The organism is Acidovorax sp. GW101-11A03, assembly GCF_059424825.1.
The window spans coordinates 1-26,892 of sequence record NZ_JBWKZU010000006.1; the positions used below are offsets into that span (position 1 = coordinate 1).

The window sequence follows — 26,892 nt, forward strand, 5'->3', positions numbered from 1 at the left end:
GTACCGCGCTTCGACAAGCTCAGCGTGAACGGTTTTGGTGTTGTTTCAAAGCCGCGCACTTCCGCCGCGTTCAATCCGCAGCCGCCGCCCGCACCAGCGCCAGCAATTGCTCGCGCGGCCCCAGCAGCGCATCGCCGCCCAGCAACCGCAGCGCCCCACCCTGCCCTGTAACCACCAGTTGCGGCACACCACGCGCACCCACGGCGCGCAGCGTGGCCTGGGCGGTAGCAGTGCGTTCGGCTGTGGCGCGCTGCAAAGCGGTGTCGGGCGCCAGGGCCAGGGCAGCGGCTTCTTGCAGGCCCAGGGCGCGCAGCACTTCGGCGATCACGGCGGGATCTGCGTTGTCGCGCCCCTCCACATAGCGGGCGTGCTGCAGGGCGTGCAGCGCATCCAGCTCGCGCGTGGGCGCGGTCTGCGCCACGGCCGTGAGGGCCAGGGTGGCCGGGCCGGAGTCAAAACGGCCATTCGCTGCGCCCAGGATCTGGTCGCGGTAGGCCTGCGTAAAAGGCTGGCCGGTGAGCTGCTGGATGCGCTGGTCATTGGCCCAGGCGTAGGCGGCAAATTGCGCGTCCATGGGCCGCGCGCCTGCGCCTGCAAACAGGCCGGAGGGGGCCAGCACCACCTCGACTCCCTCCTGCTCTTGCAGGAACTTGAGCGCGGGCGCGGCGGCATAACACCAGCCGCACAGGGGGTCGAACAGGTAAGTCACGGTGACGGTGGGCATGGGTCAAATTCTTTCGTTGGGGTCTGAGGTTTCAGACGCAGTCAATGCAGCTTCAAAAGCCGCAATCTCTTCGGCCAGCGTGCCCCGGCTGCGGAAGTGGCGGGCGGCGCGGTCGTACCAGTTTTCGGCGTCTTCCAGGTCGCCCTCTTGAAGGTGCAGGATGCCGTGCAGCCACGCGGCGAGCATGGAGCCGTCGTGCTGCACCAGATCGTGCGCCGCGTTCCAGCGCCCGGCGTGCAGGTGCTGCAGGACTTGTTGGAGCGGGTGCGTGGTCACGATCTGGTTCCTTTCAACAACTTGCTTTGACAGCTTTCAGCACGTCATCTCACCACTTCATCTCGCCCTTGTTGACCTTGGCTCCGATGTCCAGCGACAGGCCCATGGGCGCTGCGGGGTAGGCCTTTTTCATCGCGTCGATGAGTTCGGCGCTGGTCTTGGTGGCGGCGGCGTTTTTCTCAAACGCTTGCAGGTAGCCCTTGGTGTAGCTGATGTTGGCGGCATCCAGCGCGCCACCTGCGGGCATGTGGCCGGGCACCACCACCGTGGGCTGCAGCGCGGCCATTTCGTCGAGCTGGGCCACCCAGGCGCTGCGCTCGGCCACGGTTTGTGTGTCGGCCGTCCACACATGGGTGTTGGTGCCCACCACGCCAATGTTGCCCACGATGGCCTTGATGGACGGGATCCACGCATACGGGCGGTGCGCCAGCAGGCCGGTGGTGCCACGGATCTCGACCGCCTGGCCGTCCACGCTCAGCGTGTTGCCCGCGATGGCCTTGGGCAGCACGGGCGTGCGCGGTGCGTTGGCGCCCATCTTGGGGCCCCAGAACGAGAGCTTGGTGGCGAGCTTGGCATTGATCTTCTCCAGCACAGCGGGCGTGGTCACCACGTCGGCCTTGGGGAAGATTTCTTTCAGCGTCTCGACGCCAAAGTAGTAGTCGGGGTCGGCCTGGCTCACGTAGATGGTCTTCAGCTCTTTGCCCGTGTCGAGTACGTTGGCGGCAATGCGCAGCGCGTCAGCACGGGTAAAGCCTGCGTCGATGACCATGGCTTCCTTCTCGCCATAGACCAGGGTGGAGTTGACGTTGAAGCTGTTGCCGTCGGCGTTGTAGACCTTGACCTGCAGCGGCTGGGCGGCCTGGGCGCCGGTGAAGGCAACGGCGAGGGTGGCGGCGATGAGGGTGGTGCGGAACATGTTGGTTTCTCCAGGGTTTTGAGAGGTTGTGCAGATGACGGAATGAAGTTTATTTGCGCAAATCGATCCAATAAACCCGATAATTCGCGCATATTTGTTTCACCAATCGATCAAATAACCCCTTATGGACCGCCTGACCGCCATGCATGTGTTTGCCGAAGTCGCCACCAGCGGCAGCTTCAGCGCCACAGCCGACAAACTGGATATGTCACGTGCCATGGTCACGCGCTATGTGGGCGAGATGGAGCAGTGGCTGCAGGCGCGGCTGCTGCAGCGCACCACCCGCAGCGTGACGCTGACCGACGCGGGCGAACACGCGCTGCGCCGCTGCCAGCAGATGCTGGCGCTGAGCCAAGACCTGGAAGAAGAAACAGCCACCACCACCGAGGGCGCATTGCGCGGGCAATTGCGGCTGACCTGCAGCGTGTCGTTTGCGTTTGCGCAGATGGGCGCAGCGATTGCGGACTTTCTGGCGCAGCACCCGCAGCTCAAGATCGACCTGGACGCGAGCGAGGGGTCACTGAACCTGGTGGAAAAGCGCATCGACCTGGCCATCCGCATCAGTGCCGAGCCCGACCCACTGCTCATCGGCCGCCCACTGGCTCGGTGTGATTCGGTGCTGGTGGCATCGCCCGCCTACCTGGCCGCGCATGGCGTGCCGCAGCAACCCGCCGACCTGGCGCAGCACCGCTGCCTGAGCTACGCCAACTTTGGCAAAAGCGTGTGGCAGCTGACGCGCGGCGAGGTGGTGGAGCGTGTGGGCGTGAGCGGCCATTTCAGCGCCAACGAGGCCACCACGCTGATGCGCGCCGCGCTGGCGGGCGGCGGCATTGCGATGCAGCCGACCTATCTGGTCAACCCCTACCTGCACAGCGGCGAGCTGCAGGCGGTGTTGCCACAGTGGGACTTGCCGGTGATGACGATTTATGCGCTGTACCCGTCGCGCAGGCACTTGTCGCCTGCGGTGCGGGCGTTGCTGGATTTTTTGGTGGCCCGGTTTGCGGGGGTGCCGTGGTGAGGGATGGTCGCCTCGGCTGAATTACTACCAATTTAATAGCTGCCAGCGCTTATCCATCAGGCGGTAGAGGCCTATTTGGCTTGATTTTTCACAACCCTTTGAAAGCGCGCTGACACTCCCTCTCCCCTGGTGGGGGAGAGGGGGAGCATGGGGCGCGGCGCTCGGAAGAAGAGCCCCCTCTCCCCCGCCCTCTCCCGCGAGGGGAGAGGGAGTGAAGACCCGGCGCAGCGCGTGTTACCCCCCCGCCGCTACCAGGCCTTCGATTTACTCCGCCTCAATCCCCGCCGCCTTGATCACCTTGCCCCACTTCTGCGTCTCTGCAGCCTGGAACTTGGCGAGTTCATCGGGCGTGGTGGTCCAGGCTTCGGAGCCCGCGTTCTCGAAGAAGCTCTTGGCCGCTGCGCTCTTGGTGGCGGCGGTCAGCAGCTCGTTCAGGCGCGCCACCACCGGCGCGGGCGTGCCTGCGGGCACGTAGGCTGCAAACCAGTAGCCCATGTCGTAGCCCTTCACGCCCGCTTCGTCCAGCGTGGGCACATCGGGCAATTGCGCGCTGCGCTTTTGGGTGGAATAGCCGAGCGCACGCAGCTTGCCCGCCTTGACCTGGGGCACGCCGGTGGATGTGTCGGTGATCATCAAATCGATCTGCCCGCCCAGCAGGTCGGTGATGGCCAGCGGGTTGCTCTTGTAGGGCACGTGCAGGATGTCCACGGCCGCCAGCTGCTTGAGCATTTCGCCCGCCATGCGGCTCGATGAGCTGCCGCTGCCAAAGCTGAGCTTGCCGGGGTTCTTCTTGGCAAAGGCCAGCAACTCGCCCACGTTTTTGTACGGTGCGCTGGCGTTGACCACCAGCACCTGCCCGCCCTTGCCCAGGCCGGTGACGGGGGCGAAGTCCTTCACCGGGTCGTACGAGAGCTTTTTGTACAGGTGCTCGTTGGCGGCGTGGGTGGTGTTGGTGGTGATGAGCACGCTGTAGCCATCGGCCGCCGACTTGGCCACGGCCGACGCGGCGATCATGCCGCTGGCGCCCGCCTTGTTGTCGATGACCACGGGCTGCTTGGTGTCGTTGGTGATGGACTGGCCCAGCGCGCGCGCCAGCTGGTCGGTGGCGCTGCCTGCGGCAAAGGGCACGACGAAGGTGATGGCCTTGGCGGGGTAGGCACCGGCCGCCTGGGCCAGGGCGGTGGGGGCCTGCAGTGTGCCGAGCGCCAGCACGGCAGCGGTGGCGAGCAGAGCGCGGCGGGGGGATGAATGGGTCATGTTGTCTCCTGGTGTTGGTATGGATAGAAAAACGAAATCAAAGGTCTAGGCCGTATGGCCGCCAAAGTGCGGCGCCAGGTGCGCGGGCACGGTGACGGGCATATCGAGCAGCAGGTAGCTCAGCGCCTTGCCGTGGCTGTCGAGGTTGAGCGAATCGTTCACGCCACCGTCGAGCACGTCGTCCAGCACGATGTTCATGGCCTGCAGCTGAGGCAGCAGGTAGCGCGTGACCTGGCGCGGGCGGCGCTGCGCAAACTGCTGTGCCACGGCGGCCTCGGTGACTTGTTCGACCAGCACATCCCACAGCGCAGGCTGCCAGGCGATGACGCTGATGTTGGAGCGGTTGCCTTTGTCGCCGGTGCGGCTGTGGGCCAGGCGGTAGAGGGGAACAGACAGGAAGCCCCCCCTGAGACGCTGCGCGTCTTCCCCCTCGAGGGGGACGCCGCCCGTGCGGCGGGGCGGCCCTTGCACGGCGGCCGCTGGCACGGGCTGCGCCATGTTGGAGGGCTGTGGGCTCGGGGATTCGCTTTTTACGTCGGTCAAGGTGATACCTCCAGTGGCTGCAGTGCGGGCTCCACCATCTCAAAACGCACGGCCACAGCTTCGCGCGGCACCAGGCACGACACGGTGCCCAGGCGCGGGCGCATGGCGGTGCGTACGCCGCCGCCGCCCGCGGGCCCGCAGGTGTAGAGCGCGGTCACCTCGCGTACCAGCTGCTGGGCGCTTGCGTGGTCGCGGTGCTGCAGGGCCACGCGCAGGCGCACATCGCGGGCTTCGTCGTTGCCGTGGGCGGATGCATTCAGCCAGCGGCTGGTGTCGTCGCCAAAGATGCTGGTCACGCCAATCAGGTCGATGCGCAGCGGGCCCAGGCCTTGCAAGCGCTCGCGCAGCACCTCGCCCGCCAGTCGGGCACGGGCCTCAGCGCGCGGGCCGGCGTAGGAGATTTCGCCCTCGGCAAACCAGCCCGATTCAAAACACACGTTGACCTTGAGCGTGGCGGGCCGCGCATGGCCCTGCACGCCTTCCAGCCGCACCGCGTCAGCGCCCACCGTGGTCACGCGGGCGGTGGTGATGTCGGCCACCACATCGGGCGTGAGGTAGGCCGCCGGATCGTGCAGCTCGTACAGCAGCTGTTCCTTTACCGTGCGCTCGGTGATGCAGCCGCCCGTGCCGGGTGGCTTGGTGATGGTGCAGTGGCCGTCGGCGTCGATCTCGGCGATGGGGTAGCCCAGTTGCGCCAGGCCCGCCACATCCTTGTAGCCAGGGTCGGCAAAGTAGCCGCCGGTGACCTGTGCGCCGCATTCCAGCAAATGCCCTGCCATGGTGGCGCGGGCCAGCCGGTCGCAGTCGTCCAGCGCCCAGCCGTAGTGCGCCAGCGCGGGACCCAGCACCAGCGAGGGGTCGGCCACGCGGCCACAGACCACGATGTCGGCGCCCGCGCGCAGCGCGTCGGCAATGCCCTGCGCGCCAATGTAGGCGTTGGCACTCACAATGGGCTCGGTGGGCATCGCAGCGCCCAGCGCGCCTTGCAGCAGCGCGCGGTGTTCTAGGCCGCTCAGGTCGTCGCCCTGCAGTACGGCAATGCGCGGGCGGGCCAGGCCCAGCTCGGCCGCCAGCGCGTGGATGCGGCACGCGGCGCCATGGGGGTTGGCCGCGCCAAAGTTGCTGACGATGCGCACGCCGTGCGCCAGGCACTGCGCCAGCACGGGGCGCAGCAGGTCTACCAGCAGGGGTTCGTAGCCCGCATCGGGATCGGTGCGGCGGGCGAGCTGGGCCAGCGCCAGCGTGCGCTCGGCCAGCGTCTCAAAGATGAGCACCGCAGGCTGGCCGCTGGCGATGAGCTCCTGCACCACGGGCAGGGCCGCGTCGGTGCGGTCGCCCGAGAAGCCGGCGGCGCAGCCAACCAGCAGATTGGTTTTCTTTTGGTCGTTCGGCATGAGTCCGTTGTCTCCTGCAGCCGACTGTAGGAACATCCCGATATTCTGTGAAATCAATTGTTCTTATAAATCCATCTGAAACACAGATGAATGAAGTCATCCCCTGAATGAGCGCCCCCCACCTCTCCAGTCGCCAGCTCGATGCCTTTCTCGCGCTTGCCGAGCAGCGCAGCTTCACACGCGCCGCCACGTTGTGCCATTTGTCGCAGCCCGCGTTCAGCGCCCTCATCCGTGCGCTGGAGGACGACCTGGGCCTGCGTCTGTTTGACCGCAGCACGCGGCATGTGGACCTCACGCCCGAGGGGCAGAACTTTCTGGAGTCGGCCCGCCGCATCCGCGCCGAGATCACCAACGCGCTGGCCGCCGTGCGCAGTGCCGCCACGCTGCAGCGCGGGCGTGTGGCCGTGGCGCTGCTGCCGTCGCTGGCCGCAGGCTGGCTGCCAGGCGTGCTGGCGCAGTACCGCGCGGCGCACCCGGGCATCGAGATCGACATTGCCGATGTGCTGTCCGAGCCCTGCATCGACCGCGTGGCCAGCGGCCATGCCGACTTTGCACTGGCCGCCATCCGCGCCGATACGCCCGCGTTGCAGGCCGAGCCGTTTTGCAGCGACAACTTTTATCTGGTGTGCCCGGCCGACCACCCATTGGCGCGCAGGCGCAAGGCCATCACCGCGCAGGACCTGGCCGCCTGGCCCTTCATCCACCTGGCGCGCACCAGCAGCGTGCGCCAGTACCTGGAGGCCGCCCTGCACCCACAGGCCATGCACACGCTGATGGAGGTGGAGCAGCTCGCCACCGTGATGGGCATGGTGCGCGCGGGGCTGGGCATCAGCGTGGTGCCCGCGCTCACGCTGTTCCACTTTGACCAGCCGGGGCTGGTCACGCGGCCGCTGTCGCTGCCGGGGCTCACGCGGCAGATCTACCTGGTGCGGCGGCGGGACGAGAGCCTGTCGGTGGCGGCGCAGGCGCTGTATACGCTGGTGATGGAGCAGCGGCCTTGAGGGGCGCCGCAAGAAAGCTACACATTTGATAGCTTAAAGCGCTTGATGGACGCGCGGCAACAGCCTTTTTCGCTTCAAAAAACTAGCCGATCAGTTCAAACTGCCCCCGGTGTTCGAACCGCCCGTCCACCACCTCCCCCACCCACAGCGCGGCCACCTGGCCCGGCACCGACACGCCCGCCTGGTTGCGCGCAGCGCACCACGCGCGCGCCAGAGGCGCGGACTCGAAAGTGCCCACAGTGATGTGTGGGGTGTAAGGTAAATCCAGCCGCAGCGCATCGGCCAGCGGGCCCGTGTAGAGCGCGTCGTGCAGCAGCGACAGCGCCGCGTGGCCTTCATCCGGCACCAGGTAGGCATGGGCTCGGGGGCTGTGGGCGTCGGTGCCCAGCATGGCGTAGCGGCAGTGAAACGCGATGGGTGCCGTGCGCGCCGCCACCGCCGCCACATGGGCGAGGTAGGTGGCTTCGTCCACCGCGTTGCTGGCAAACACCAGCGTGAAGTGTGGGCGCACCAGCGCGTGGCCGGTGGGGTCGTTGGCGGCGCGCCAGGTGTCGATGGCCAACATGTCCTCGGCGGCGCAGACGGGGTAGGCAACGGTGTAGAGCGTGGGGTGCACGGCGTGCCTTTGCAGCAATGAGTCAATCAATCAGTCAGTCAATCCAGCAGGCCGACAAGGGTAACGTGCAGTTGGGGCATGGCCACTGTCGGCCGTCCCTCCCACGGTCGGGTTGTGCGCGCCCCACCCGGCCGCCTAAGCTGCCCACAGGCTCGCCGCCTCCGCTCACCCCCTCTTCCATTGCGCCACCGGGCGCCCTGCCCTGTTGCCCATGCACACACTCACCTTGCCCACGTCCACCACCATGCTCGCCTGGGTTTGCACCCGCTATGGCGGCACCGATGTGCTGCGGCTGCGCACCCTGCCGCGCCCCGTGCCTGGCCCGCGCGATGTGCTGGTGCGGGTGCTGGCGGCCAGTGTGTCGTCGGCCGATATGCGCGTGCGCACACAGAAGCTGCCACGCGGCTTTGGCCTGCTGGGGCGGCTGGCGTTTGGCATCACGCGGCCGCGCCAGCCGGTGCTGGGCACCGATGTGGCAGGCGTGGTGGAGGCCGTGGGCCGTGCGGTGACTGGCTTTGTACCCGGCGATGCCGTGGTGGGGGTGGCGGGCGTGGCGATGGGCGGCCATGCCGAGTACTGCCTGTTGCCCGGCACCCGGCCCCTGGTGCACAAGCCCGCTCGCCTGTCGTTTGTGGATGCGGCCTGCCTGCCGTTTGGTGGCTTGGCGGCACTGCACTTCTTGAACAAGGCCAACCTGCGCGCGGGCGAATCGCTGCTGGTGATTGGCGCAGCGGGCGCCGTGGGCAGCGCCATGGTGCAGTTGGCGCGGCACCGGGGCGCGCATGTCACGGCGGTGTGCAGCGGCGGCAATGTGGCGCTGGCGCGGGCGCTGGGTGCGCAGGCCGTGATCGACTACACCGAAGAGGACTTCACCCAGGACCCGCAGCAGTGGGACGTGGTGGCCGACACCGTGGGTGCGAGCAGCTTTGCCGCCTGCCTGCCGCGCCTGACAGAGCATGGCCGCTACCTGGCGGTGGCGGGCAGTCTGGCGCAGGTGCTGGCCCGCCCGCGCGGCACGCGCCGCAGCATTGGCGGCCCGGCGGCCGAGCGGCCAGAGGATCTGCAGACCCTGATGGACCTGGCCCAGGCCGGTGTGCTGCGGCCGGTGCTGGACTGCGCCTACCCGTTTGCCGACCTGCCTGCGGCGCATGCCTATGTGGAGACCGGGCGCAAGCGCGGGGCGGTGGTGGTGGCGCTGCCGTGAACCACAACTCCCACGGCACAAACTACTATCAAATAGATAGCTAAAAGCGCTTATCCGTAGCGCGGAGACGGCCCTTTTTTCTCAAACTTTGGCATCGCTGCGCGCCAGCACGGCCAGCTCCTGGTGCAGCAGCAGCTCCACTTCCTCCGGTTCAAACTGGTCCTGCAACAGCGGGATGGCAAAGCGGTATTCACCCCCGTCGTGCTTGCGCAGCACATAGGCCAGCTGCAGGCGTGCCAGCGACTGGCGCAGCGCCTGCGCGTCGCCCGCGATGCCATGGCTCTGCAGCAGATGGGCCAGGGCGACCAGGCTGGCCTGCCCGGCCTGGGCGGTGTGGTAGACCACAATGCGGTCGAGGCGGCAGGCAGCTTCGTCGTGGCTGAGGCGGCCCCAGCCGGCCAGGGCGTCCTGCACAGCCTGCGAGGCCAGGGCCTGGTCGAGGTGCCGCTTTTCAATCACGCGTTCGCCGGGCTGCAGCGCCTCCAGGCACTCCTGGCACAGGATGGCGACCAGGTTGGCGCGCTGGCCGCTGGCGTCCACCAGGCGGTCTACCAGGCGCTCGTTGTCAAAACCCAGGCGCAGCTTGCGCAGCGGCTCAGTGGCCAGTTCGCGGCAGGCGCTGCGCTCCAGGCCGCCAATGGCCAGCACCTCGCCAAAGTTGCGCAGGGGGCTTTGGTAGTCGAGCTCGGCCGTGGCATACAAATCCCAGAAGCCCGCGAGCATGAACCAGCAGCGGCCCTCTTCGCTGAGCGCGCGCAGGGTGGACAGCTGCACATAGCCGTTGGCCGATTCGTCACGGAAGAACAGGTCGGCCTCGTCGATGAGCAGCACCAGGCGCTTGCCCTCGTACTGCGCCTGCAGGTGGTCCACGATGGCTTCGAGCGGTGTATCGGCCGCCAGGCCAAACTGCAGCGCCATGCGCGGTGCCAGGCGGTGGTCGCGCAGCGAGACATAGTGGCACACGGTGTGCGGGTGGCCCGCCATGCGGCGCTGCACAGCCTTGAGCAGGCTGCTTTTGCCCAGCTGGCGCCCACCCACCACCAGGTAGTTGGCGGGCTCGCGGTTGATGACACGGGCAAGCAGCTGGGCGCGGCCAAAAAAGCCACCCTCGCGCGTCACACCGCCGCGTGTCTGGTAGGGCGAGATGCGCGTAATGCGCAGTTGCGCGGCCAGCTGGCGCAGCAGCACCTGCAGGGCCTCGCCACCAATCAGCCACTCGGTCTGGTGGGCGCTGTCCAGCATCACATGCAGGTTGGCGCGGTCGTCGGCATGGGCGCGCAGCAGGGGCCAGGGCGTGTCCACGCTGTGCTCGCACAGGATCAGCAGCACGTCGCTGCCGGTCTGAACGGCGCGCAGCTGGCGCAATACGGTGGCTTCGTCGATGCCGGGCGTGGGCACAAACACCAGGCAGCGGTCCAGCGACACGGGCAGGTCGGGCGGGAACTGCCACTCAAACACTGCACCGGGCAGCGCCCAGTCGGTGCTGGGCTGGCAGCGGGCCGACACGCGCTCGGCCAGCGCGCGGGCCAGGGCCGGGGCGCGCTCGCCGCCCGTGGCCTGGGCGCAGGCCACTGCGCGGCGCCAGTCCACCGTGCGGATGTCAGCGGCGAGCAGGGTGGCGTCCAGCCGCCGCAGCCAGCGCAGCAGGCGGTCGATCTGCGGCAGGCGCGCCAGCGGCGTGCGGCGCAAGCGTGCGGGGCGCAGCTGGCCCGCACCGATGAGCGGATGGCGCACCACCCACAGCACGGCGCCCGCCCCAAAAATCACGGCGCACCAGGCGATCAGCGAGCGCATCCAGCCAAACGGGTCGGCATCGGGCACTTGCGTGGGGCGCTCGAAATCGTCGGTGCTGCCCTCCAGGCAGTTGATGGGCAGGTAGCCCATGGGGATGGGCGGCTTGCCGGGGCGGCAGGACCAGGTGGTGGTGCCGGGTTTCAGCTCCACCACCACCTGGGTGCCAGCGAGCTTGCCCAGATCGGGGTGCTGGGCGATGTCGGCCTGCAGCACATAGGGGCGCGGGGAGGTGACGCGCAACTGCGGCTGGGCCACCGGGGGCGCGTAGGTATTAATGTCCTTGGGCCAGTGGCCCAGCTCGTTGTGCGCCTGCATCATCGCCACGCGCCACTGCACCAGCTCGCCCCACAACGGGCCCACGTTCATGGCCGCCATGAACCTGCCGCGCGTGGCCGGGTTGTGTTGGGGCGTGAACACCGCGCTGGCCACAAACAGCGTGACCAGCGCGATGACCACGGCGCGCACCACGGGTCTGGACAGCAGGGGCTTCAGTCCGCCGAGCATGAATCCAGCACCATGAAGCCCGCATCGCGAATGGTGGCGCAGCGCCAGTGCAGCCGCGCCGCATCGCCCGTGCCGCGCACATGGATGAGGTTGCCCCAGAACAGGGTGCGCAGTTCGTCGTCTTGCAGATAGGGCCGGGCGCGGCCCAGGTCGTCGGCCTGCAGCAGTTGCAGCAGGCGCGCGCGGGTGGCGGGCGCCTGGGCCAGGGGCAAGAAGGTTTGCCACAGGCGCGGGCTGCTGGCCAGGTGGGTGCGCAGGGCGCTGGGTGGTGCATCGCCCTTGCCCCCTTTCTGGTCCATCCCCTGGTCCACCAGCCACTGCAGCCCCTCTTCAAACAACGCGGGGTGGCCGCCGCTGATTGCTTGCAGATCGGCCACCACCGCGTCGGTCCAGGCGTGCTCGGGCCAGCGGTGCCGGGCCAGTTGCAGGAGGTCGTGCAGCGACGGGTCAGGCCAGTGGTTGACCTGCGCGATGTTGAGCAGCGAGAGGTCGCCACTGCGGTATTTGAGGTCGGCCAGCGCCTCGCCGCCACACAGCAGCAGGTGCAGGCGGCCGCTGTGCATCTCGCTCAGGCTGCGCAAAATGCCCGCCAGGGTTTCGCGCAGCGCGGGTGTGCCCTGCTCAAAGCGGCTGACCAGGCAGAAGATGCGTTCGCCCGCCAGCAGGCGGCGCTCCAGCGCGGATTCAAACTCGTAGTCCGACGCCACATCGCCCAGCCCGCACTGGCGGCCGATGGCGGCGAAGTATTCGGCGGGCACGGTGCTCACGCTGTAGGGCGGCTGGATGTGCAGCACCGAGCCCTCGCCATACTGCGCACGGGCGCGCTGCAGCAGCTCGTGCCGAAACGGCGGCTGCCCCCAGTGCGCGGGCGACAGCAGCAGCGAGATGGGGTATGGCACGGCCTGCGCGAGCTGGGCAAACAGCCGGTCCTGAAACGCCGCAAAGGGCTGCGCCGCGCCTGGGGCCACACCCGTGGCCCTGGCCTCGGCCCGCAGCGGCGCTTCGGCCTGCAGCGGAAACTCGGGCGCAAACCCTGCTGCGCTGAGCAGGCGGTTGGTCTCGCTCTCGGTCAGGCGCAGGTAGCGGGTGCAGGCCACCAGCTTGTCGCGCGAGCGCGGGTTGGGCACCGAAATGCCGTTGCGCCAGTTGTTCACCGCCTCGCGGCTCAGGCCGATTTCGGTGGCCACACCGGAGGCGCTGGCGCGGATGCGGCGCATGTAGAGCGAGAGCAGGTCAGGAAAGGAATCTGTGGCCATGAACGGGGACAAGGAAGCGCAGCACAGCGCCGGGAGACGATCGAAAAAAGGAAGGCAACGCGCGGGCACCCAGGCTGCCCGGCCGCTACCCCGCTACAACAGCCCCTGCACCATGGGCCAGGCCTTGGCGCAACCCAGCCCGCAGGCCACCAGCACCGGGCTGTAGAGCACCACCACCCCGATCAGCGTCATCAGCCAGCCGGGCGATTCATCGTCCGCCTGCGCTGCGCCCGCAGCAGCGGCCCCACCGGCAGCCTCTGCGGTAGTCTCTGCCGAGCCTTCGCCCGCATCCCCGGTCACCTCCTGCACCAGCATCACAGCCACCAGCAGCAGAGCGGCGCCCAGCACGCTCAGGTAGGCGTATTGCAGGCCGGGGCCTGCCAGCGGATAGAAATACCCGGCCAGCACCACGGCGGGCAGCACGAAGAAGCCGTGCATCTGCCAACGATGCCAGTCGATGCCCTCGTCTTTCTTGTCCAGCGCTCCCGTCACCAGCCGGTGGGTGATGGCCCCCAGAACGAAGATCAGCCCACCCCACCATTCGATCTCTGTCAGCATCGCTCACTCCCTCGTTGTTGCTTGTTTGTTTGTCTGCATGTCTGTTCTGTTGGGCTGTGTCGCGGGTCTTTGCCGCCCCGCCCGTCCTGCGCCGGGTCAGCCCGCCGCCGGTTGCACCGTGGCCGGGCCTGCAGGGTCGCCATCGTCACTGCCACCGGCAGCGTCGTCGTCATCGTCGCCATCGCCGCGCAGTTCCTTGTGCTCGCGCACCATGTAGAACAGCGGCAGCGCAATCGCGAGCACCAGGCCCAGGCCCAGCCACAGCCAGATGCCCTTGAACAGCAGCACCGTGACCACCGTGAACACGACGGCATGCAGCAGCCCCTTGAACCCCGCGCGCAGCAACAGCACCGCAATCAGGCCCTGCACTGGCGACTGGCCATTTTTGCCAAAGGTTTGAGCCAGGTCGATGAAGGCCTTCGCCGCCTCTTCGCCCTGCTTGCGGCGGTCGGCCTCGTCCTTGCGCATCTTTGCCACGCTCATGGGCTTGGCCGGGTCGCGGGAGCAGGCATAGGGGTCGTCCTGCGCATCGTCGCCCCCGTCCGCAGGCTCCACCACCGCACGCCAGTCGGGGTGGGCACTGAAGAAGGCCTGGCGCCCCACCCACTGGCCCTGGTCGAAGTGCATGCGCTCGGTTTCGCCCACCTGATCGTAGAACACCTCCAGCACCGCCGCCCGCAGGCCGTGGGCAAACAGGGTTTCCAGGGTGCGCAGAGGGAGGTCGTCGTGGGTACCCGTGTCAAAACACAGCAGCAGGTGGGTGGGTTTGGCCGCCACCTGCTGGTTGAACCATTCCCCATCCCACAGGTCGTCCAGGTCGGCCACGCCCAGCTCGCCGGCCCAGCGCTGTGCCTGTTCGGTGTTGTCCGCCAGCAGGTACTGGTAGGCCAGTTGCGCTGTCTTGAGCTTGATGGGGCTGTCGAAGAAGAGCTGCAGGGTATGCGCGTTTTGTGACATGGTGTGGAGGGTGAAGTCGGCCCGTGTGAAAGTGCACGAATTGTTACCGCGCTGCGCGGGTTTGTTCCTCTCGGCGTTGTCCACCGCCCACACTGCGTGCGCATGCCGACCATCTCGCCACCTGACAGGGTGTCAACCGCTCCCGCGCAATCTCCCATGCGCCAGCACCATCCACCCGGTGCTCGGGTGGCCCGCACGGGCAGCCAATCCAGCTCTATCCGCTATCTCATCGATAGCAACTACTGCAGATCCAGCAAGGTGATTTCGGCAAATGGCATGTGATGCATCAATTCGCGCAAGACGAGCAGGCTGGCTGCGAAGGCGGGGCTGGCGGGCAGGCCCTCGTGCGCGGCGGGGCGGCCTTGTGCCACTGCGGCCAGCCGGTTGAACAGCCGCTCCATGGCCTCCAGCGGCAGCACCCGGGCGGGCCCCGGCGAAATGCCTGCGAGGGTGGCGATCTCATGCAACGCCGGGTCGGTGGAGTACAGCTGGGCCGAAGCGCCCTCGGGCACCCATTGGCGGTGGCGCACATGGGCGGCATAGACCTCGTCTTCCACCGAGGCGATGGCGGTCTCCAGCTCCAGCGGCGTCGGCACGGCCCCACGGAAAAACGCCCGCGCCGTTTTCTGCTGGCCGAGCGCCAGCGTCAGCTGGGCCGAAGGCTGCGCGGGCCCCTGCCCCGTGGCCAGCACGCAGTGCTCGGGCCCCAGGTGCAGGGCGGTGATGCATTGGCCCGGGGCGGCCAGGGCGCGGGCCCGGCGGTAGACCTCGGCCAGATCCAAGGCGGTCGTAGTGTCGCCGTCTGGCGGCAGGGTGGGCGCTTGGGCGGGCATGGGTTCAGGCAGGGATGGGGGCATGGAGGCTCCGGCCAGAGTGCCCCGGCGGGTTGCAGGGGGTGAAGGCATCTTTCCACGGCCAGGGGGCATGCGCAACCGCATGCACGCATCCATGCGCGCAAGCCCTCCCCAGTCTGTCAGCCCGCAACGCCCGGTGCACTGGCAGCCGCCACCAGGCGCTGGGTGTAGGGGTGTTGCGGTGCGTCCAGCACCCCATTCACCGGGCCGCTTTCCAGCACGGCGCCATCCTTCATCACCAGCACATCGTGCGCCATGGCGCGGATCACATCCACATCGTGGGTGATGAGCAGGTAGCTCAGGCCCTTTTCTTTCTGCAGGCGCTGCAGCAGGCCCAGCACCTGCTGCTGGATGGTCACGTCGAGCGCGCTGGTGGGCTCGTCGAGCACCAGAACCTGCGGCTGCACGATGAGCGCCCGCGCAATGGCCAGGCGCTGGCGCTGGCCACCTGAAAACTCATGCGGGTAGCGCTCCAGCAGGCGCGGGTACTGCGCTTCGGTCAGGCCCACTTCGGCCAGCACTGCCTCGACACGCGTGCGGCGCTGGGCCACGGCGAGCGTGGGTTCGTGCACCTTCAGGCCCTCGCCCACGATCTCTTCGACCGTGAGCCGCGGTGAGAGGGAGGAGAACGGGTCTTGAAACACCACCTGCACCCGGCGGCGCAGTTGCTGGTTGCTGGGCGTATTGCGCATGGCGGGCTGCTGCCACGCCTGCCCGCCCACCTGCACTTGTCCTGCCGAAGGCAGCAGCCCCAGGATGGCCCCTGCCAGCGTGGACTTGCCGGAGCCGGATTCGCCCACCACACCCAGCGTCTGGCCGGGCAGCAGTTGCAGTGTGGCGCCCTGCACGGCCACAAACTCGCCTTTCTTGAACCAGCCCTTGATGCCTGGCAACGGCGTGGGGTAGACCACCCGCAGGTCTTGTGTCTGCACCACGGGCGCCGTGCCAGCAGGCGGGTCGGCCAGGGCCACATCGCGGCGCGGCTGGCTGGCGATCAGGCGGCGGGTGTACGCATGCTGGGGGGCACCAAACACTTCGGCCACCGGCCCCTGCTCTACCAGCACGCCCTGCTCCATCACGGCCACGCGGTCGGCAAAGCGGCGCACCAGGTTCAGGTCGTGCGTGATGAGCAGCACGGCCATGCCGGTCTGGCGCTGCAGGTCGCTCAGCAAATCCAGGATCTGCCCGCGCAGGCTCACATCCAGAGCCGTGGTGGGCTCGTCGGCCAGCAGCAGCTTGGGCGCGCTGGCCAGGGCCATGGCGATCATGGCGCGCTGGCGCTGGCCGCCGCTGAGCTGGTGCGGAAAGCTGTTGGCGCGGCGCGCGGGCTCGGGGATGCCGGTTTGCGCCAGCAGATCAATGGCCGCCTGTGCGCACTGGGCGCCCGTGAGGCCGCGCTTGAGCAGCAGGATTTCGGCGATCTGCGCGCCAATCGTCATCAGCGGGTTGAGCGCCGTCATGGGCTCCTGGAACACCATGGCGATGTCGTCGCCCCGCACGCCGCGCATCTCGCGCTCGGTCAGCGCCAGCAGGTCGCCCCGGCCTTGCAGGTGGGCCTGCCCGGTGATGGCGGCATCGCCCACCAGGCGCAAAAGGCTCAAGGCGGTGATGGTCTTGCCCGAGCCGGACTCGCCCACCAGCGCGAGCTTCTCGCCCGCAGCAATGTGGAGATTGACACCTCGCACCACCTCTTTGGGGCCGAAGCGCACATGCAGGTCCTGCACCTGCAGCAGGGGTGGATTGTTGGCCGAGGGGGTTACGGTCACAGGTCGGCCTTTCTGGGGTCCAGCGCATCGCGCAGTGCGTCGCCCATGAAGGTGAGCAAGAGAAGGGTGGTGACCAGCACGCCAAAGGTCGAAAGCGAAATCCACCACGCGTCAATGCTGTTCTTGCCCTGGCTCAGCAATTCGCCCAGCGACGGTGTGCCAGGCGGCACCCCCAGGCCCAGAAAGTCGAGCGAGGTGAGCGCAAGGATGGCCGCACTCATGCGGAAGGGCAGGAAAGTGACCACGGGCGTGAGGCTGTTGGGCAGGATGTGGCGCCAGATGATCTGCAGGTTGCCCACACCCAGGGCGCGTGCGGCCTTCACATAGTCAAGCTGGCGGTTGCGCAGGAACTCGGCGCGCACATAGTCAGACAGCCCCATCCAGCCAAACAGGCTCAGCAAAATAAGCAGCAGCGCAATGCTGGGCGCAAACACCGCGCTGAAGATGATGAGCAGGTACAGCTCGGGCATGGAGCCCCAGATCTCGATGAAACGCTGGAACGCAAGGTCGGTCTTGCCGCCAAAAAAACCCTGGATGGCACCCGTGACCACCCCCAGCAACACGCCGGTGATGGTGAGCGCCAGGCCAAACAGCACGCTCACCCGAAAGCCGTAGAGTAGCTGCGCCAGCAGGTCGCGCCCCCGGTCGTCCGTGCCCAGCCAGTTGTCGGCCGTGGGCGCCGAGGGGTTGGGCGCCTTGGCAAAGTAGTTGAGCGTGTTGGGGCCGTAGGGGTTCAGTGTGTACAGCGCCCAGTTGCTGCCGGCGCTCAACCGCTCCTTGATGAAGGGGTCGAGGTAGTCGGTGGGGGTTTCGAAATCGCCCCCGAAGGTCTTCTCGGGGTAGTCCTTGAGCATGGGGAAATAGGTCTGCCCCTCGTAGCGCACGATGAGTGGCTTGTCGTTGCTGACCAGCTCGGCGCACAGGCTGACCAGCACCAGAGCACAAAAAATGATCAGACTCCAGTACCCCAGCCGGTTGCGCTTGAAGCGCAGCCAGGCACGGCGGGACGGGGAGAGTGAAATCGGGGCAGCAGCAGGACTCATCGGGGCCATCGGTGCGTTCGGGCTAGTCAAACTTCACGCGCGGGTCCACCCACACATAACAGAGGTCACTGATGAGCTTGGTCACCAGCCCGATCAGCGTGAACAGGTACAACGTGCCCAGCACTACGGGGTAGTCACGGCGGATCACGCTCTCGTAGCTGAGCAGGCCCAGCCCGTCGAGCGAGAACAGGGTTTCGATCAGCAGCGAGCCTGCAAAGAAAGCGCCGATGAACGCGGCCGGAAAGCCGGTAACGATGGGGATGAGCGCATTGCGGAACACATGCTTCCACAGCACCTGCCGCTCGGAGAGGCCCTTGGCACGGGCCGTGAGCACATACTGCTTGCGGATCTCTTCGAGGAACGCGTTCTTGGTCAGCATGGCCGTGACGGCAAAACTGCCCAGCACCATGGCCGTGATGGGCAGCGTGATGTGCCACAAATAGTCCACGATGCGCGCGCCCCAGGACAACTGCTCCCAGTTGGCCGACGTGAGCCCGCGCAGCGGGAACCACTGCAGCTGACCGCCAAAAATCACGAGCAGCGCCACACCGAGCACGAAGCCCGGGATGGCGTAACCGACCAGGATGAGCAAGGTGGTGACCAGATCAAAGCGTGACCCCGCACGCACCGCCTTGGCCACGCCCAATGGCACAGCAACGAGGTAGCTGATGAAGAAGGTCCACAGGCCCAGGCTGATGGAGACAGGGAGCTTTTCCTTCACCAGCTGCCACACATCCTTGTTCTGGAAAAAGCTCTTGCCCAGATCGAACCGTGCGAACTGGGCCAGCATCTGCAGAAAACGCTCGTGCGCAGGCTTGTCAAATCCGTACAACGCCTTGATCTGCTCCAGCCGTTTGGGGTCCACACCCTGTGCACCTCGATAACTGAGCCCGCCCCCTTCAGCGCCACCACCCACCCCGGCCTTGGCCTCGGCCATGTACTGCTCCACAGGGCCACCGGGCACGAACTGGATCACCACAAAGGTCAACAAGAGCACGCCCAGCAGCGTAGGCAGCATGAGCAGGACCCGTTTGAGGATGTAAGCAAACATAGGGAGCGGTCTGTGGCTATTTCTTGTCCGGCGCGGTCTGTCGCGGAACACGCGCCCACCATGTGTCGATGACCCACCCTTCGCCGCTGGCGTAGGGCGGCACCGTAGCTGGTCGCTCCAGCCGCCAGGCGTTGTAGACCATGCGGTGTGTGCCGGCCGTCCACTGCGGAATCAGGTAATGGCTGTGCGCAATGATGCGCTCCAGCGCGTGGCAGGCGGGCAGCAATTGCGCCTCGGTCTTCGCAGAAGTCATGGCTTTGACCATGGCGTCCACTGCCGGGCTCTTGACGCCCGCATAGTTGCCGGAATCCTCCGTATCGGCCGCCTGGCTGCCGAACATGTCAGCAAATTCCTGGCCTGGGTTGTTGGTACCCTGGTACGCGATCGAGGTGATGTCGAAATCGAACTTCTGCAGCCGCTGCTGGTACAGCGCGAAGTCCACCGACCGGAAGCGCAGGGTGATGCCGATCTTTTCGAGATTGCGCATCCAGGGGGTGATGGTACGCACCCCCCCTTCGTTACTGTCCATGTACTCCAGCACCATCGCCTCGCCCTTCGCGTTGCGCAAGGCACCGTCACGCACTTCCCAGCCAGCCTCTTTGAGCAGGGCCTGTGCGCGTCGCAGGTTGGCGCGCAGTGACGAATCGCCGTCGGTGCGGGGGGGCACGGTCATGGGGCCAAAGGCAGCGGCAGGAATGTCTTTGCGGTAGGGCTCCATCAGCGCGAGTTCCTCGGGCGACGGGCTGCCCTTGGTTTCGCACGCAGTGTTGCCAAACAGGCCGTTCACACGCTGGTAGGCGCCGTAGAACATCTGGCGGTTCATCCACTCATAGTCCAGAGCCAGGCCCAAGGCCTCCCGCACGCGCACATCCTGCAGCAGCGGGCGGCGGGTGTTGAGCACGTAGCTCTGAAAACCCGACGGCAGTTTGTGTTTGAACTCGCCCTTGACCAGCTCACCAGTGTCGAACTTCCTGCCCGTGACGCGGCGGGCCCAGTCGCCCGCGCTGAAAAAACGCATCAGATCGAACTCACCCGCCTTCAGGGCCTCCAGCCGCGCGGTGTTGTCCTTGTAGATCTTGACCAGAACGTTGTCGAAATTGGCGGTACCCCTGCGCGCGTTCAGGTCGCGTGCCCAGTACTGCGGGTCACGCACATAGGTGATGTCCTTGCCGAAACGTACGGGCCCAATCTTGTAGGGGCCACTACCGATGGGGATATCCATCACCACCTGGTCAAAAGGCTTGGCCTTGCCGTTTTCCACACCCCAGTCGCGGCTGAACACCGGTAGCCCGCCCACGGTCAAGGGCAGCTCACGGTTGGGCTGTTTGAAGCGATAACGCACGGTGCGGTCATTGACTACATCCACACCCGCCACTTCGATAAGCAGCGTCTTGTAGGCGGGCGATGTGAAGGGGCCAACCAGCGTGTCGTAACTGTGTTTTACGTCCTGGGCCAACACCGGCTTGCCATTGTGGAACCGCGCCTCGGGTCGCAAGCGGAAGGTGGCGGACAACCCATCAGGGGCAACTTCCACATCTTCTGCCAGCAGGCCGTAGCCCGTCGCGGTCTCGTCCATGGAGCCGACCAGCAGTGAGTCGAACATCAGCGACGACAGGTACGCTGGCGCGTTGCCTTTGATGGTGAACGGGTTGTACTTATCAAAGGTGGAGACACGCAGGTTGCTGACCAGCCGCAGCTCTCCACCTTTCGGCGCATCAGGGTTCACGTAGGCAAAGTGCGCAAACCCAGCGGGATAACGCGGCTCGCCCCACAGAGCATACCCATGCGCAGCCCACACAGGAGTCGCGCACCCCATCAGCAAAAAAGTCAGCCAGAACCGCATGCGACAATTCTGCACTACGTTCGCCGGCCTACGTGGCACCCAGCGCATACCCCTATGCCCTTGCCCGCCGGCCCACATTCCGCTATTCCAAAAGGAGATTGAACATGGGTTTTCTGACCGGCAAGAAGCTGCTCATCACGGGTGTTTTGTCCAACCGCTCCATCGCCTACGGCATCGCCAAGGCCTGCCACGAACAAGGCGCCGAGCTGGCGTTCAGCTACGTGGGCGAGCGCTTCAAGGACCGCATCACCGACTTTGCGGCAGAGTTCAATTCCCAGCTGGTGTTTGACTGCGATGTGGCGAGCGACGAGCAGATCGAGCGCATGTTTGCCGAACTGTCACAGACCTGGCCGAAGTTCGACGGCTTTGTGCACAGCATCGGCTTTGCACCGCGCGAGGCGATTGCGGGCAACTTCCTCGACGGCCTGAGCCGCGAAGGCTTCCGCATTGCGCACGACATCAGCGCCTACAGCTTCCCAGCGATGGCCAAGGCCGCCCTGCCCTACCTGAACGACAAGTCGTCGCTGCTGACCCTGAGCTACCTGGGCGCGCTGCGCTCCATCCCAAACTACAACACCATGGGCCTGGCCAAGGCCAGCCTGGAGGCCAGCGTGCGCTACCTGGCTGAGGCTGTGGGCCGCACCGAAGACGGCCGCAGCATCCGCGCCAACGGCATCAGCGCGGGCCCCATCAAGACGCTGGCCGCCAGCGGCATCAAGGACTTCGGCAAGCTGCTGTCCCGCGTGGCCGATGCCTCGCCCCTGCGCCGCAATGTGACGATTGAAGACGTGGGCAATGTGGCGGCCTTCCTGCTGTCCGACCTGGCCTCGGGCATGACCGCCGAGATCACCTACGTGGATGGCGGCTTCAGCCAGACGGCGGGCCTGTCTGCCGACCAGGTCTGAGCGCACCGCACCCCGGACACCCTGCGGACCACACCGAAATATTGAACAAAATGGCTGCTACCGCGCATCCATCATGCGCAAGCAGCTATATTTTCAATAGCAAACTAACCCGCAGGCATTGGCTGGGCCTGGGGATGCTGGGCCTGCTGCCTGTCGCCATGGCGGTGCACGCAGCCGATGCCCCCGCCCTGCTGCTGGCCAATGTGTACCGCCCCGGCATGCCGCTGGCCGACTACTGGGTAAGCGAGAAGTACGACGGCGTGCGGGGCTACTGGGACGGCTACACGCTGCGCACACGCGGCGGTGAAACGGTGGCCGCGCCCGCCTGGTTCACCGCAGGCTGGCCCGCCACGCCCATGGATGGCGAGCTGTGGGCGGGGCGAGGCCGTTTTGCGCATGCCCAGTCCACCACACGCCAGCAGCAGCCGGACGATGCGGCCTGGCGGCAGATGCGCTTCATGGTGTTTGACCTGCCCACCCAGGGCGGCCCGTTTGACGAACGCCTGCCCGCACTGAAGGCCCTGGTCGCACAGATCCACCAGCCCTGGGTTCAGGCCGTGCCGCAACAGCGCGTGGCGACCGATGCCGCCCTGCAAGCCCTGCTGCAGCGCACGGTGCGCGCGGGCGGCGAGGGGCTGATGCTGCACAAGGGCAGCTCGCTGTACCGCTCTGGCCGCAGCGACGATCTCATCAAGCTCAAGACCCACGAAGACACCGAGGCGCTGGTGGTCGGCCACCTGCCAGGCAAGGGCAAGCATGCCGGGCGGCTGGGCGCGCTGCTGTTGGAGATGCCCTCAGGCCAGCGTTTCAGACTCGGCGCAGGACTGAGCGATGCCGACCGTGCCGACCCACCGCCCATTGGCAGTTGGGTGACCTACCGCTTTCGCGGCACACACGACGGCGGCCTGCCGCGTTTTGCGAGCTTTGTGCGGGTGCGGCTGGACTGGCCGGCTGCCACGACTCCCACAACAGCCGTACGCTGATCCACTATCAAAAAAATAGCTACCAGCGCTTTATGGACAAGCGCTGGTAGCCTTTTTTGACTCAATTTTCACCCGCCCACCAAGCCCCGGCAGCGATGGGGGCATGAGCGGGCTGTGGGCGGGCTCAGAGCTTGCCCGCGACGCAGTCGGCGTAGTAGCGCACCTGGCCGCTTTCGTCTTCCACCTCCACCAGGCCGTGGATGTCGGTTTCGAAACCAGGGCACAGCTTGGCGAACTCGCGCGCGAACTTGAGGTAGTCCACGATCTTCTTGTTGAACACTTCGCCAGGAATCAGCAGCGGAATACCCGGTGGGTACGGCGTGACCAGGCCCACGGTGATGCGGCCTTCGAGGTGGTCAATCTCGACGCGCTCGGTCGTGCGGTGCGCAATGTGCGCGTAGGCGTCCGAGGGCTTCATGGCGGGCGTGAGGTCCGACAGGTACATCTCGGTCGTCAGGCGCGCGATGTCGTACTTGGCGTACATCTCGTGCACATGCTGGCACAGGTCGCGCAGGCCCATGCGCTCGTAGCGCTTGTGCTGCTGGCAGAACTCCGGAAGGATGCGCCACATGGGCTGGTTCTTCTCGTAGTCATCCTTGAACTGCTGCAGCGCCGTGAGCAGCGTGTTCCAGCGGCCCTTGGTGATGCCGATCGTGAACATGATGAAGAAGCTGTACAGGCCTGTCTTCTCCACCACCACGCCATGCTCGGCGAGGTACTTGGTCACGATGGACGCAGGAATACCAGTCTTGTCGAACTTGCCATCCAGGTTCAGGCCGGGCGTGACGATGGTGGACTTGATCGGGTCCAGCATGTTGAAGCCATCGGCCAGCTGGCCGAAGCCGTGCCACTTGCTGCCGTTCTTCTTGCCCTTGCCGTCGCTGCGGATGATCCAGTCCTCGGCACGGCCCAGGCCCTCGTCCACCAACTTGTCGGGGCCCCAGACCTTGAACCACCAGTCGTTCTTGCCGAAGTCTTCTTCCACCTGGCGCATGGCACGGCGGAAGTCCAGGGCTTCGAGCAGGCTTTCCTCCACCAGCGCGGTGCCGCCGGGCGGCTCCATCATCGCTGCGGCCACGTCGCAGCTGGCGATGATGCTGTACTGCGGCGATGTGGACGTGTGCATCAGGTAGGCCTCATTGAAGAGGTGGCGGTCCAGCTTGGCGGTCTGCGAGTCCTGCACCAGCACATGCGATGCCTGGCTGATGCCGGCCAGCAGCTTGTGGATGGACTGCGTCGCATACGTCACCGAATACTTGGGACGCGTGCGCTTCTTGCCCATGGCGTGGTAGCTGCCATAGAACGGGTGGAAGGCCGCGTGCGGCAGCCAGGCCTCGTCGAAGTGCAGGTTGTCCACGTAGCCATCGAGCATGCCCTTGATGGTCTCGGTGTTGTAGAGCACGCCGTCGTACGTGCTCTGCGTGAGCGTGAGCACGCGCGGCTTGACCTTTTTCGCGTCCACGCCCTTGAGCAGCGGGTTGGCCTTGATCTTGGCCTGGATGGCAGCGGGTTCGAACTCGCTTTGCGGGATGGGCCCGATGATGCCGAAATGGTTGCGCGTGGGCTTCATGAACACGGGGATCGCCCCGGTCATGATGATGCTGTGCAGGATGGACTTGTGGCAGTTGCGGTCCACCACCACCACGTCACCCGGGGCCACGGTGTGGTGCCACACCATCTTGTTGGACGTGGACGTGCCGTTGGTCACAAAGAAGCAGTGGTCGGCGTTGAAGATGCGCGCGGCATTGCGCTCCGATTCGCCGATGGCGCCGTTGTGGTCCAGCAGCTGGCCCAGCTCTTCCACCGCGTTGCACACGTCGGCGCGCAGCATGTTCTCGCCGTAGAACTGGTGGTACATCTGGCCCACGGGGCTCTTCAAAAACGCCACGCCGCCCGAGTGGCCGGGGCAGTGCCAGCTGTACGAGCCGTCTTCGGCGTAGTCCAGCAGCGCCTTGAAGAACGGCGGCTGCACGCTCTCCAGGTAGCTCTTGGCCTCGCGAATGATGTGGCGCGCCACGAACTCGGGGGTGTCCTCGAACATGTGGATGAAGCCGTGCAGCTCGCGCAGGATGTCGTTGGGCAGGTGGCGGCTGGTCTTGGTCTCGCCGTGCACGTAGATGGGCACATCGGCGTTCTTGCGGCGCACCTCGCCGATGAAGTTGCGCAGGCTCAGAACGATCGGGTCCAGCCCCTCGCCCACAGTGAACTCTTCATCGTCGATGGACAAAATGAATGCGCTGGCGCGGCTTTGCTGCTGCGCAAATTGGGACAAATCCCCATAGCTGGTGACCCCGACCACCTCAAAGCCCTCAGCCTCAATGGCCTGCGCCAGGGCGCGGATACCCAGACCCGAGGTGTTCTCGGAACGATAGTCTTCATCGATGATGATGATGGGAAAGCGAAACTTCATGCGCAGCCTCCAAGGAGCCGTGGCCTGCCCGGCCAAAAAACGAAATAGGCGCGAAGTGTAAGGAATAACGTTGACGCGCCTTTGAACTGCCACCCTTTTGACCCAGAATGTGGTGCACTAAACACAACCGACCCAAGGAGGTTCAGCATGGAGGCATCCACCATCTGGTGGCTGGCAGCGGGGGCCGTGGTCGTTGCGGAGCTGCTTACCGGGACGTTTTATCTGCTGATGGTGGCCGTCGGCCTCGCAGCTGCAGCTTTGGCAGCCCATCTGGGACTGCCTATCGCGGCTCAACTGGTGGCGGCGGCCTTGGTGGGCGGCGGCGCTGTGGTGGGCTGGTACTACCTCAAGAAAAAGCGGCCTGGAGACCCTTCCGCCCGCGCCGACCGCAGCGTGAATCTGGATGTGGGAGAAACCATCCTGATCGAGGGCTGGAACCCCGATGGAACCACCACCGTGAAGTACCGGGGCGCAACCTGGATCGCCATCCACCGCCCCGGCGTAACGCCCTCCACCGGGATGCACCGGGTGGCGGAATTGGTGGGCAATCGCCTTCTGGTGGATCCACTCTAGAGATCGACCACCGCTTTAGCTTTACAGATCACAAGAAAAGAGAGGTTTCTCATGGAAGTCGCCATCGTCATTCTCATCATTGCCGTGATATTCATCGCACGCTCCGTCAAGGTCGTGCCCCAGCAAAACGCCTGGGTCAAGGAGCGGCTGGGCAAATACGCCGGCACCCTCACGCCGGGCCTGAACTTTCTGGTGCCGTTTGTGGACAAGGTAGCCTACAAACACAGCCTCAAGGAAATCCCGCTCGACGTGCCCAGCCAGGTCTGCATCACACGCGACAACACGCAGCTGCAGGTGGACGGCATCCTGTACTTCCAGGTCACCGACCCCATGCGCGCCAGCTACGGCTCCAGCAACTACATCATGGCCGTCACGCAACTGGCCCAGACCTCGCTGCGCTCCGTGATCGGCAAGCTGGAGCTGGACAAGACCTTCGAGGAGCGCGACATCATCAACGCCCAGGTCGTGCAGGCCATCGACGAAGCTGCGTTGAACTGGGGCGTGAAGGTGCTGCGCTACGAAATCAAGGACCTGACTCCTCCTAAGGAAATCCTGCACGCCATGCAGGCTCAGATCACCGCTGAGCGCGAAAAGCGCGCACTGATTGCCGCCTCCGAAGGCCGCCGCCAGGAGCAGATCAACATTGCCACCGGCGAGCGCGAAGCCTTCATCGCCCGCTCCGAAGGGGAAAAACAGGCTGTCATCAACAAGGCCATCGGCGAGGCCGAATCCATCCGCGCCGTGGCCCAGGCCACCGCAGAGGCCATCGAGCGCGTGGCCACCGCCATCCGCCAGCCCGGCGGTGAACAGGCCGTGCAGCTCAAGGTCGCAGAAAAGGCCGTGGACGCCTACAGCCAGGTGGCGTCCGACGCGACCACCACGCTCATCGTGCCCAGCAACATGACCGAGGTGTCGGCCCTGATCGGCTCGGCCATGAAGATGGTGCAGGCGTCGCAGAAGGCAGGCTGAAAACGAACCAGCACCTTTTTTTGCCGCGAATCCCGCCACTGGCCCAGATAGACGCAATCCTGTGGCTATAATCGAGGGCTTCGGAGAGGTGGATGAGCGGTTTAAGTCGCACGCCTGGAAAGCGTGTGTGGGCTAATCCCCACCGCGGGTTCGAATCCCGCCCTCTCCGCCAGTAAGCAAGCAAACAAGCGCCTCTCGGGGCGCTTTTTTGTTTCTTGCACCTTTGTTTGCACCATTGAAAAACTGGTTGAATCGACCGATTCCACCCGACAACAGACATCTCGCCTCCGCAGCCTCAGTCGGGTATCCAGACCTTCGAGTGGAGCAGCAGGCGTGCTCACGTAGCAACGACTTGAGTAACGATCTCATCGCCTCTCCACAAAGGACTGGCGAGTGACTCCCAGGTCCAGGTCCAGGTCCAGGTCCAGGTCCAGGTCCAGGTCCAGGTCCAGGTCCAGGTCCAGGTCCAGGTCCAGG

Annotated in this window: 24 protein-coding genes and 1 tRNA gene; 8 read left to right on the forward strand and 17 right to left on the reverse strand. The window is 65.9% G+C overall.

Features of this window, described 5'->3' with window-relative positions; translation table 11 throughout:
• Positions 1–70: 70 nt before the first annotated feature.
• The 3 genes from AC07Z7_RS04405 to AC07Z7_RS04415 are packed head-to-tail and all read right to left on the reverse strand — an operon-like array spanning position 71 to position 1,916.
• Entirely contained in the window at positions 71–724 is a 654-nt protein-coding gene (locus AC07Z7_RS04405; RefSeq protein ID WP_494765444.1) for a DsbA family protein, read from the reverse strand.
• 3 nt (positions 725–727) lie between these two features.
• Positions 728–1,000, reverse strand: coding sequence for a hypothetical protein (locus AC07Z7_RS04410; RefSeq protein WP_494765445.1), 273 nt, complete (start codon positions 998–1,000; stop codon positions 728–730).
• A gap of 49 nt (positions 1,001–1,049) precedes the next feature.
• Positions 1,050–1,916 carry an MBL fold metallo-hydrolase gene (locus AC07Z7_RS04415; protein ID WP_121506740.1) on the reverse strand — a complete coding sequence of 289 codons (867 nt, stop codon included), beginning with the start codon at positions 1,914–1,916 and terminating at the stop codon, positions 1,050–1,052.
• 124 nt (positions 1,917–2,040) lie between these two features.
• Here AC07Z7_RS04415 and AC07Z7_RS04420 point away from each other — a divergent pair, with 124 nt between their 5' ends.
• Positions 2,041–2,934, forward strand: a complete 894-nt coding sequence (locus AC07Z7_RS04420) for a LysR family transcriptional regulator (RefSeq protein ID WP_494765446.1) — start codon at positions 2,041–2,043, stop codon at positions 2,932–2,934.
• Positions 2,935–3,198: 264 nt separating this feature from the next.
• On the opposite strand, the gene AC07Z7_RS04425 is transcribed toward AC07Z7_RS04420, so the two are convergent.
• The 3 genes from AC07Z7_RS04425 to AC07Z7_RS04435 all read right to left on the reverse strand — a co-directional run bounded on the left by AC07Z7_RS04425 (position 3,199) and on the right by AC07Z7_RS04435 (position 6,128).
• Positions 3,199–4,191 carry a Bug family tripartite tricarboxylate transporter substrate binding protein gene (locus AC07Z7_RS04425; protein ID WP_494765447.1) on the reverse strand — a complete coding sequence of 331 codons (993 nt, stop codon included), beginning with the start codon at positions 4,189–4,191 and terminating at the stop codon, positions 3,199–3,201.
• 45 nt (positions 4,192–4,236) lie between these two features.
• Positions 4,237–4,587: an AtuA-related protein gene (locus tag AC07Z7_RS04430; RefSeq protein WP_494765525.1), complete on the reverse strand. Its 351-nt coding sequence runs from the start codon at positions 4,585–4,587 to the stop codon at positions 4,237–4,239.
• 143 nt (positions 4,588–4,730) lie between these two features.
• Entirely contained in the window at positions 4,731–6,128 is a 1,398-nt protein-coding gene (locus tag AC07Z7_RS04435; protein ID WP_494765448.1) for an acyclic terpene utilization AtuA family protein, read from the reverse strand.
• A gap of 107 nt (positions 6,129–6,235) precedes the next feature.
• Between AC07Z7_RS04435 and AC07Z7_RS04440 the strand changes: the two genes are divergently transcribed.
• Positions 6,236–7,129: a LysR family transcriptional regulator gene (locus tag AC07Z7_RS04440; RefSeq protein ID WP_494765449.1), complete on the forward strand. Its 894-nt coding sequence runs from the start codon at positions 6,236–6,238 to the stop codon at positions 7,127–7,129.
• A gap of 82 nt (positions 7,130–7,211) precedes the next feature.
• On the opposite strand, the gene AC07Z7_RS04445 is transcribed toward AC07Z7_RS04440, so the two are convergent.
• A complete protein-coding gene (locus tag AC07Z7_RS04445) occupies positions 7,212–7,775 on the reverse strand; it encodes a 2'-5' RNA ligase family protein (protein ID WP_494765450.1) in 564 nt (187 codons plus the stop codon).
• 181 nt (positions 7,776–7,956) lie between these two features.
• Here AC07Z7_RS04445 and AC07Z7_RS04450 point away from each other — a divergent pair, with 181 nt between their 5' ends.
• Entirely contained in the window at positions 7,957–8,949 is a 993-nt protein-coding gene (locus AC07Z7_RS04450) for an NAD(P)-dependent alcohol dehydrogenase (protein WP_494765451.1), read from the forward strand.
• 81 nt (positions 8,950–9,030) lie between these two features.
• Here AC07Z7_RS04450 and AC07Z7_RS04455 read toward each other — a convergent pair whose 3' ends face one another.
• The 9 genes from AC07Z7_RS04455 to AC07Z7_RS04495 all read right to left on the reverse strand — a co-directional run bounded on the left by AC07Z7_RS04455 (position 9,031) and on the right by AC07Z7_RS04495 (position 20,575).
• The gene (locus AC07Z7_RS04455; protein ID WP_494765452.1) at positions 9,031–11,247 is read right to left on the reverse strand and encodes an ATP-binding protein; all 2,217 of its coding nucleotides are present in this window, start codon (positions 11,245–11,247) and stop codon (positions 9,031–9,033) included.
• Entirely contained in the window at positions 11,232–12,503 is a 1,272-nt protein-coding gene (locus AC07Z7_RS04460; protein WP_494765453.1) for a hypothetical protein, read from the reverse strand. The genes AC07Z7_RS04455 and AC07Z7_RS04460 overlap by 16 nt, the downstream gene beginning before the upstream one ends.
• 93 nt (positions 12,504–12,596) lie before the next feature.
• Positions 12,597–13,061, reverse strand: coding sequence for a hypothetical protein (locus AC07Z7_RS04465; RefSeq protein ID WP_494765454.1), 465 nt, complete (start codon positions 13,059–13,061; stop codon positions 12,597–12,599).
• A gap of 96 nt (positions 13,062–13,157) precedes the next feature.
• On the reverse strand, positions 13,158–14,018 hold the full coding sequence (locus tag AC07Z7_RS04470) for a hypothetical protein (protein ID WP_494765455.1): 861 nt from the start codon (positions 14,016–14,018) through the stop codon (positions 13,158–13,160).
• 239 nt (positions 14,019–14,257) lie between these two features.
• Positions 14,258–14,875, reverse strand: coding sequence for a hypothetical protein (locus tag AC07Z7_RS04475; RefSeq protein ID WP_494765456.1), 618 nt, complete (start codon positions 14,873–14,875; stop codon positions 14,258–14,260).
• Positions 14,876–14,991: 116 nt separating this feature from the next.
• On the reverse strand, positions 14,992–16,638 hold the full coding sequence (locus AC07Z7_RS04480) for an ABC transporter ATP-binding protein (protein WP_494765457.1): 1,647 nt from the start codon (positions 16,636–16,638) through the stop codon (positions 14,992–14,994).
• Positions 16,635–17,690, reverse strand: a complete 1,056-nt coding sequence (locus AC07Z7_RS04485) for an ABC transporter permease (protein ID WP_494765458.1) — start codon at positions 17,688–17,690, stop codon at positions 16,635–16,637. The genes AC07Z7_RS04480 and AC07Z7_RS04485 overlap by 4 nt, the downstream gene beginning before the upstream one ends.
• Before the next feature lie 13 nt (positions 17,691–17,703).
• Entirely contained in the window at positions 17,704–18,732 is a 1,029-nt protein-coding gene (locus AC07Z7_RS04490) for a microcin C ABC transporter permease YejB (RefSeq protein WP_494765459.1), read from the reverse strand.
• A 16-nt stretch (positions 18,733–18,748) separates the two neighbouring features.
• Entirely contained in the window at positions 18,749–20,575 is a 1,827-nt protein-coding gene (locus tag AC07Z7_RS04495; protein WP_094290797.1) for an extracellular solute-binding protein, read from the reverse strand.
• Between the two features lie 104 nt (positions 20,576–20,679).
• Between AC07Z7_RS04495 and fabI the strand changes: the two genes are divergently transcribed.
• Positions 20,680–21,480 (forward strand): enoyl-ACP reductase FabI, encoded by an 801-nt coding sequence (gene fabI / locus AC07Z7_RS04500; protein WP_094290796.1) that lies wholly within the window; start codon positions 20,680–20,682, stop codon positions 21,478–21,480.
• Positions 21,481–21,614: 134 nt separating this feature from the next.
• Positions 21,615–22,463 (forward strand): DNA ligase, encoded by an 849-nt coding sequence (locus AC07Z7_RS04505; RefSeq protein ID WP_494765460.1) that lies wholly within the window; start codon positions 21,615–21,617, stop codon positions 22,461–22,463.
• Between the two features lie 124 nt (positions 22,464–22,587).
• Here AC07Z7_RS04505 and AC07Z7_RS04510 read toward each other — a convergent pair whose 3' ends face one another.
• Entirely contained in the window at positions 22,588–24,873 is a 2,286-nt protein-coding gene (locus AC07Z7_RS04510; RefSeq protein WP_094290794.1) for an arginine/lysine/ornithine decarboxylase, read from the reverse strand.
• A gap of 147 nt (positions 24,874–25,020) precedes the next feature.
• On the opposite strand from AC07Z7_RS04510, the gene AC07Z7_RS04515 reads away from it, so the two are divergent.
• The 3 genes from AC07Z7_RS04515 (at position 25,021) to AC07Z7_RS04525 (ending at position 26,587) form a co-directional block, all read left to right on the forward strand.
• Positions 25,021–25,446: an NfeD family protein gene (locus tag AC07Z7_RS04515; protein ID WP_094290793.1), complete on the forward strand. Its 426-nt coding sequence runs from the start codon at positions 25,021–25,023 to the stop codon at positions 25,444–25,446.
• A gap of 51 nt (positions 25,447–25,497) precedes the next feature.
• Entirely contained in the window at positions 25,498–26,415 is a 918-nt protein-coding gene (locus tag AC07Z7_RS04520) for an SPFH domain-containing protein (protein WP_094290792.1), read from the forward strand.
• A gap of 82 nt (positions 26,416–26,497) precedes the next feature.
• Positions 26,498–26,587 (forward strand) — tRNA-Ser (locus AC07Z7_RS04525).
• Positions 26,588–26,892 lie beyond the last annotated feature (305 nt).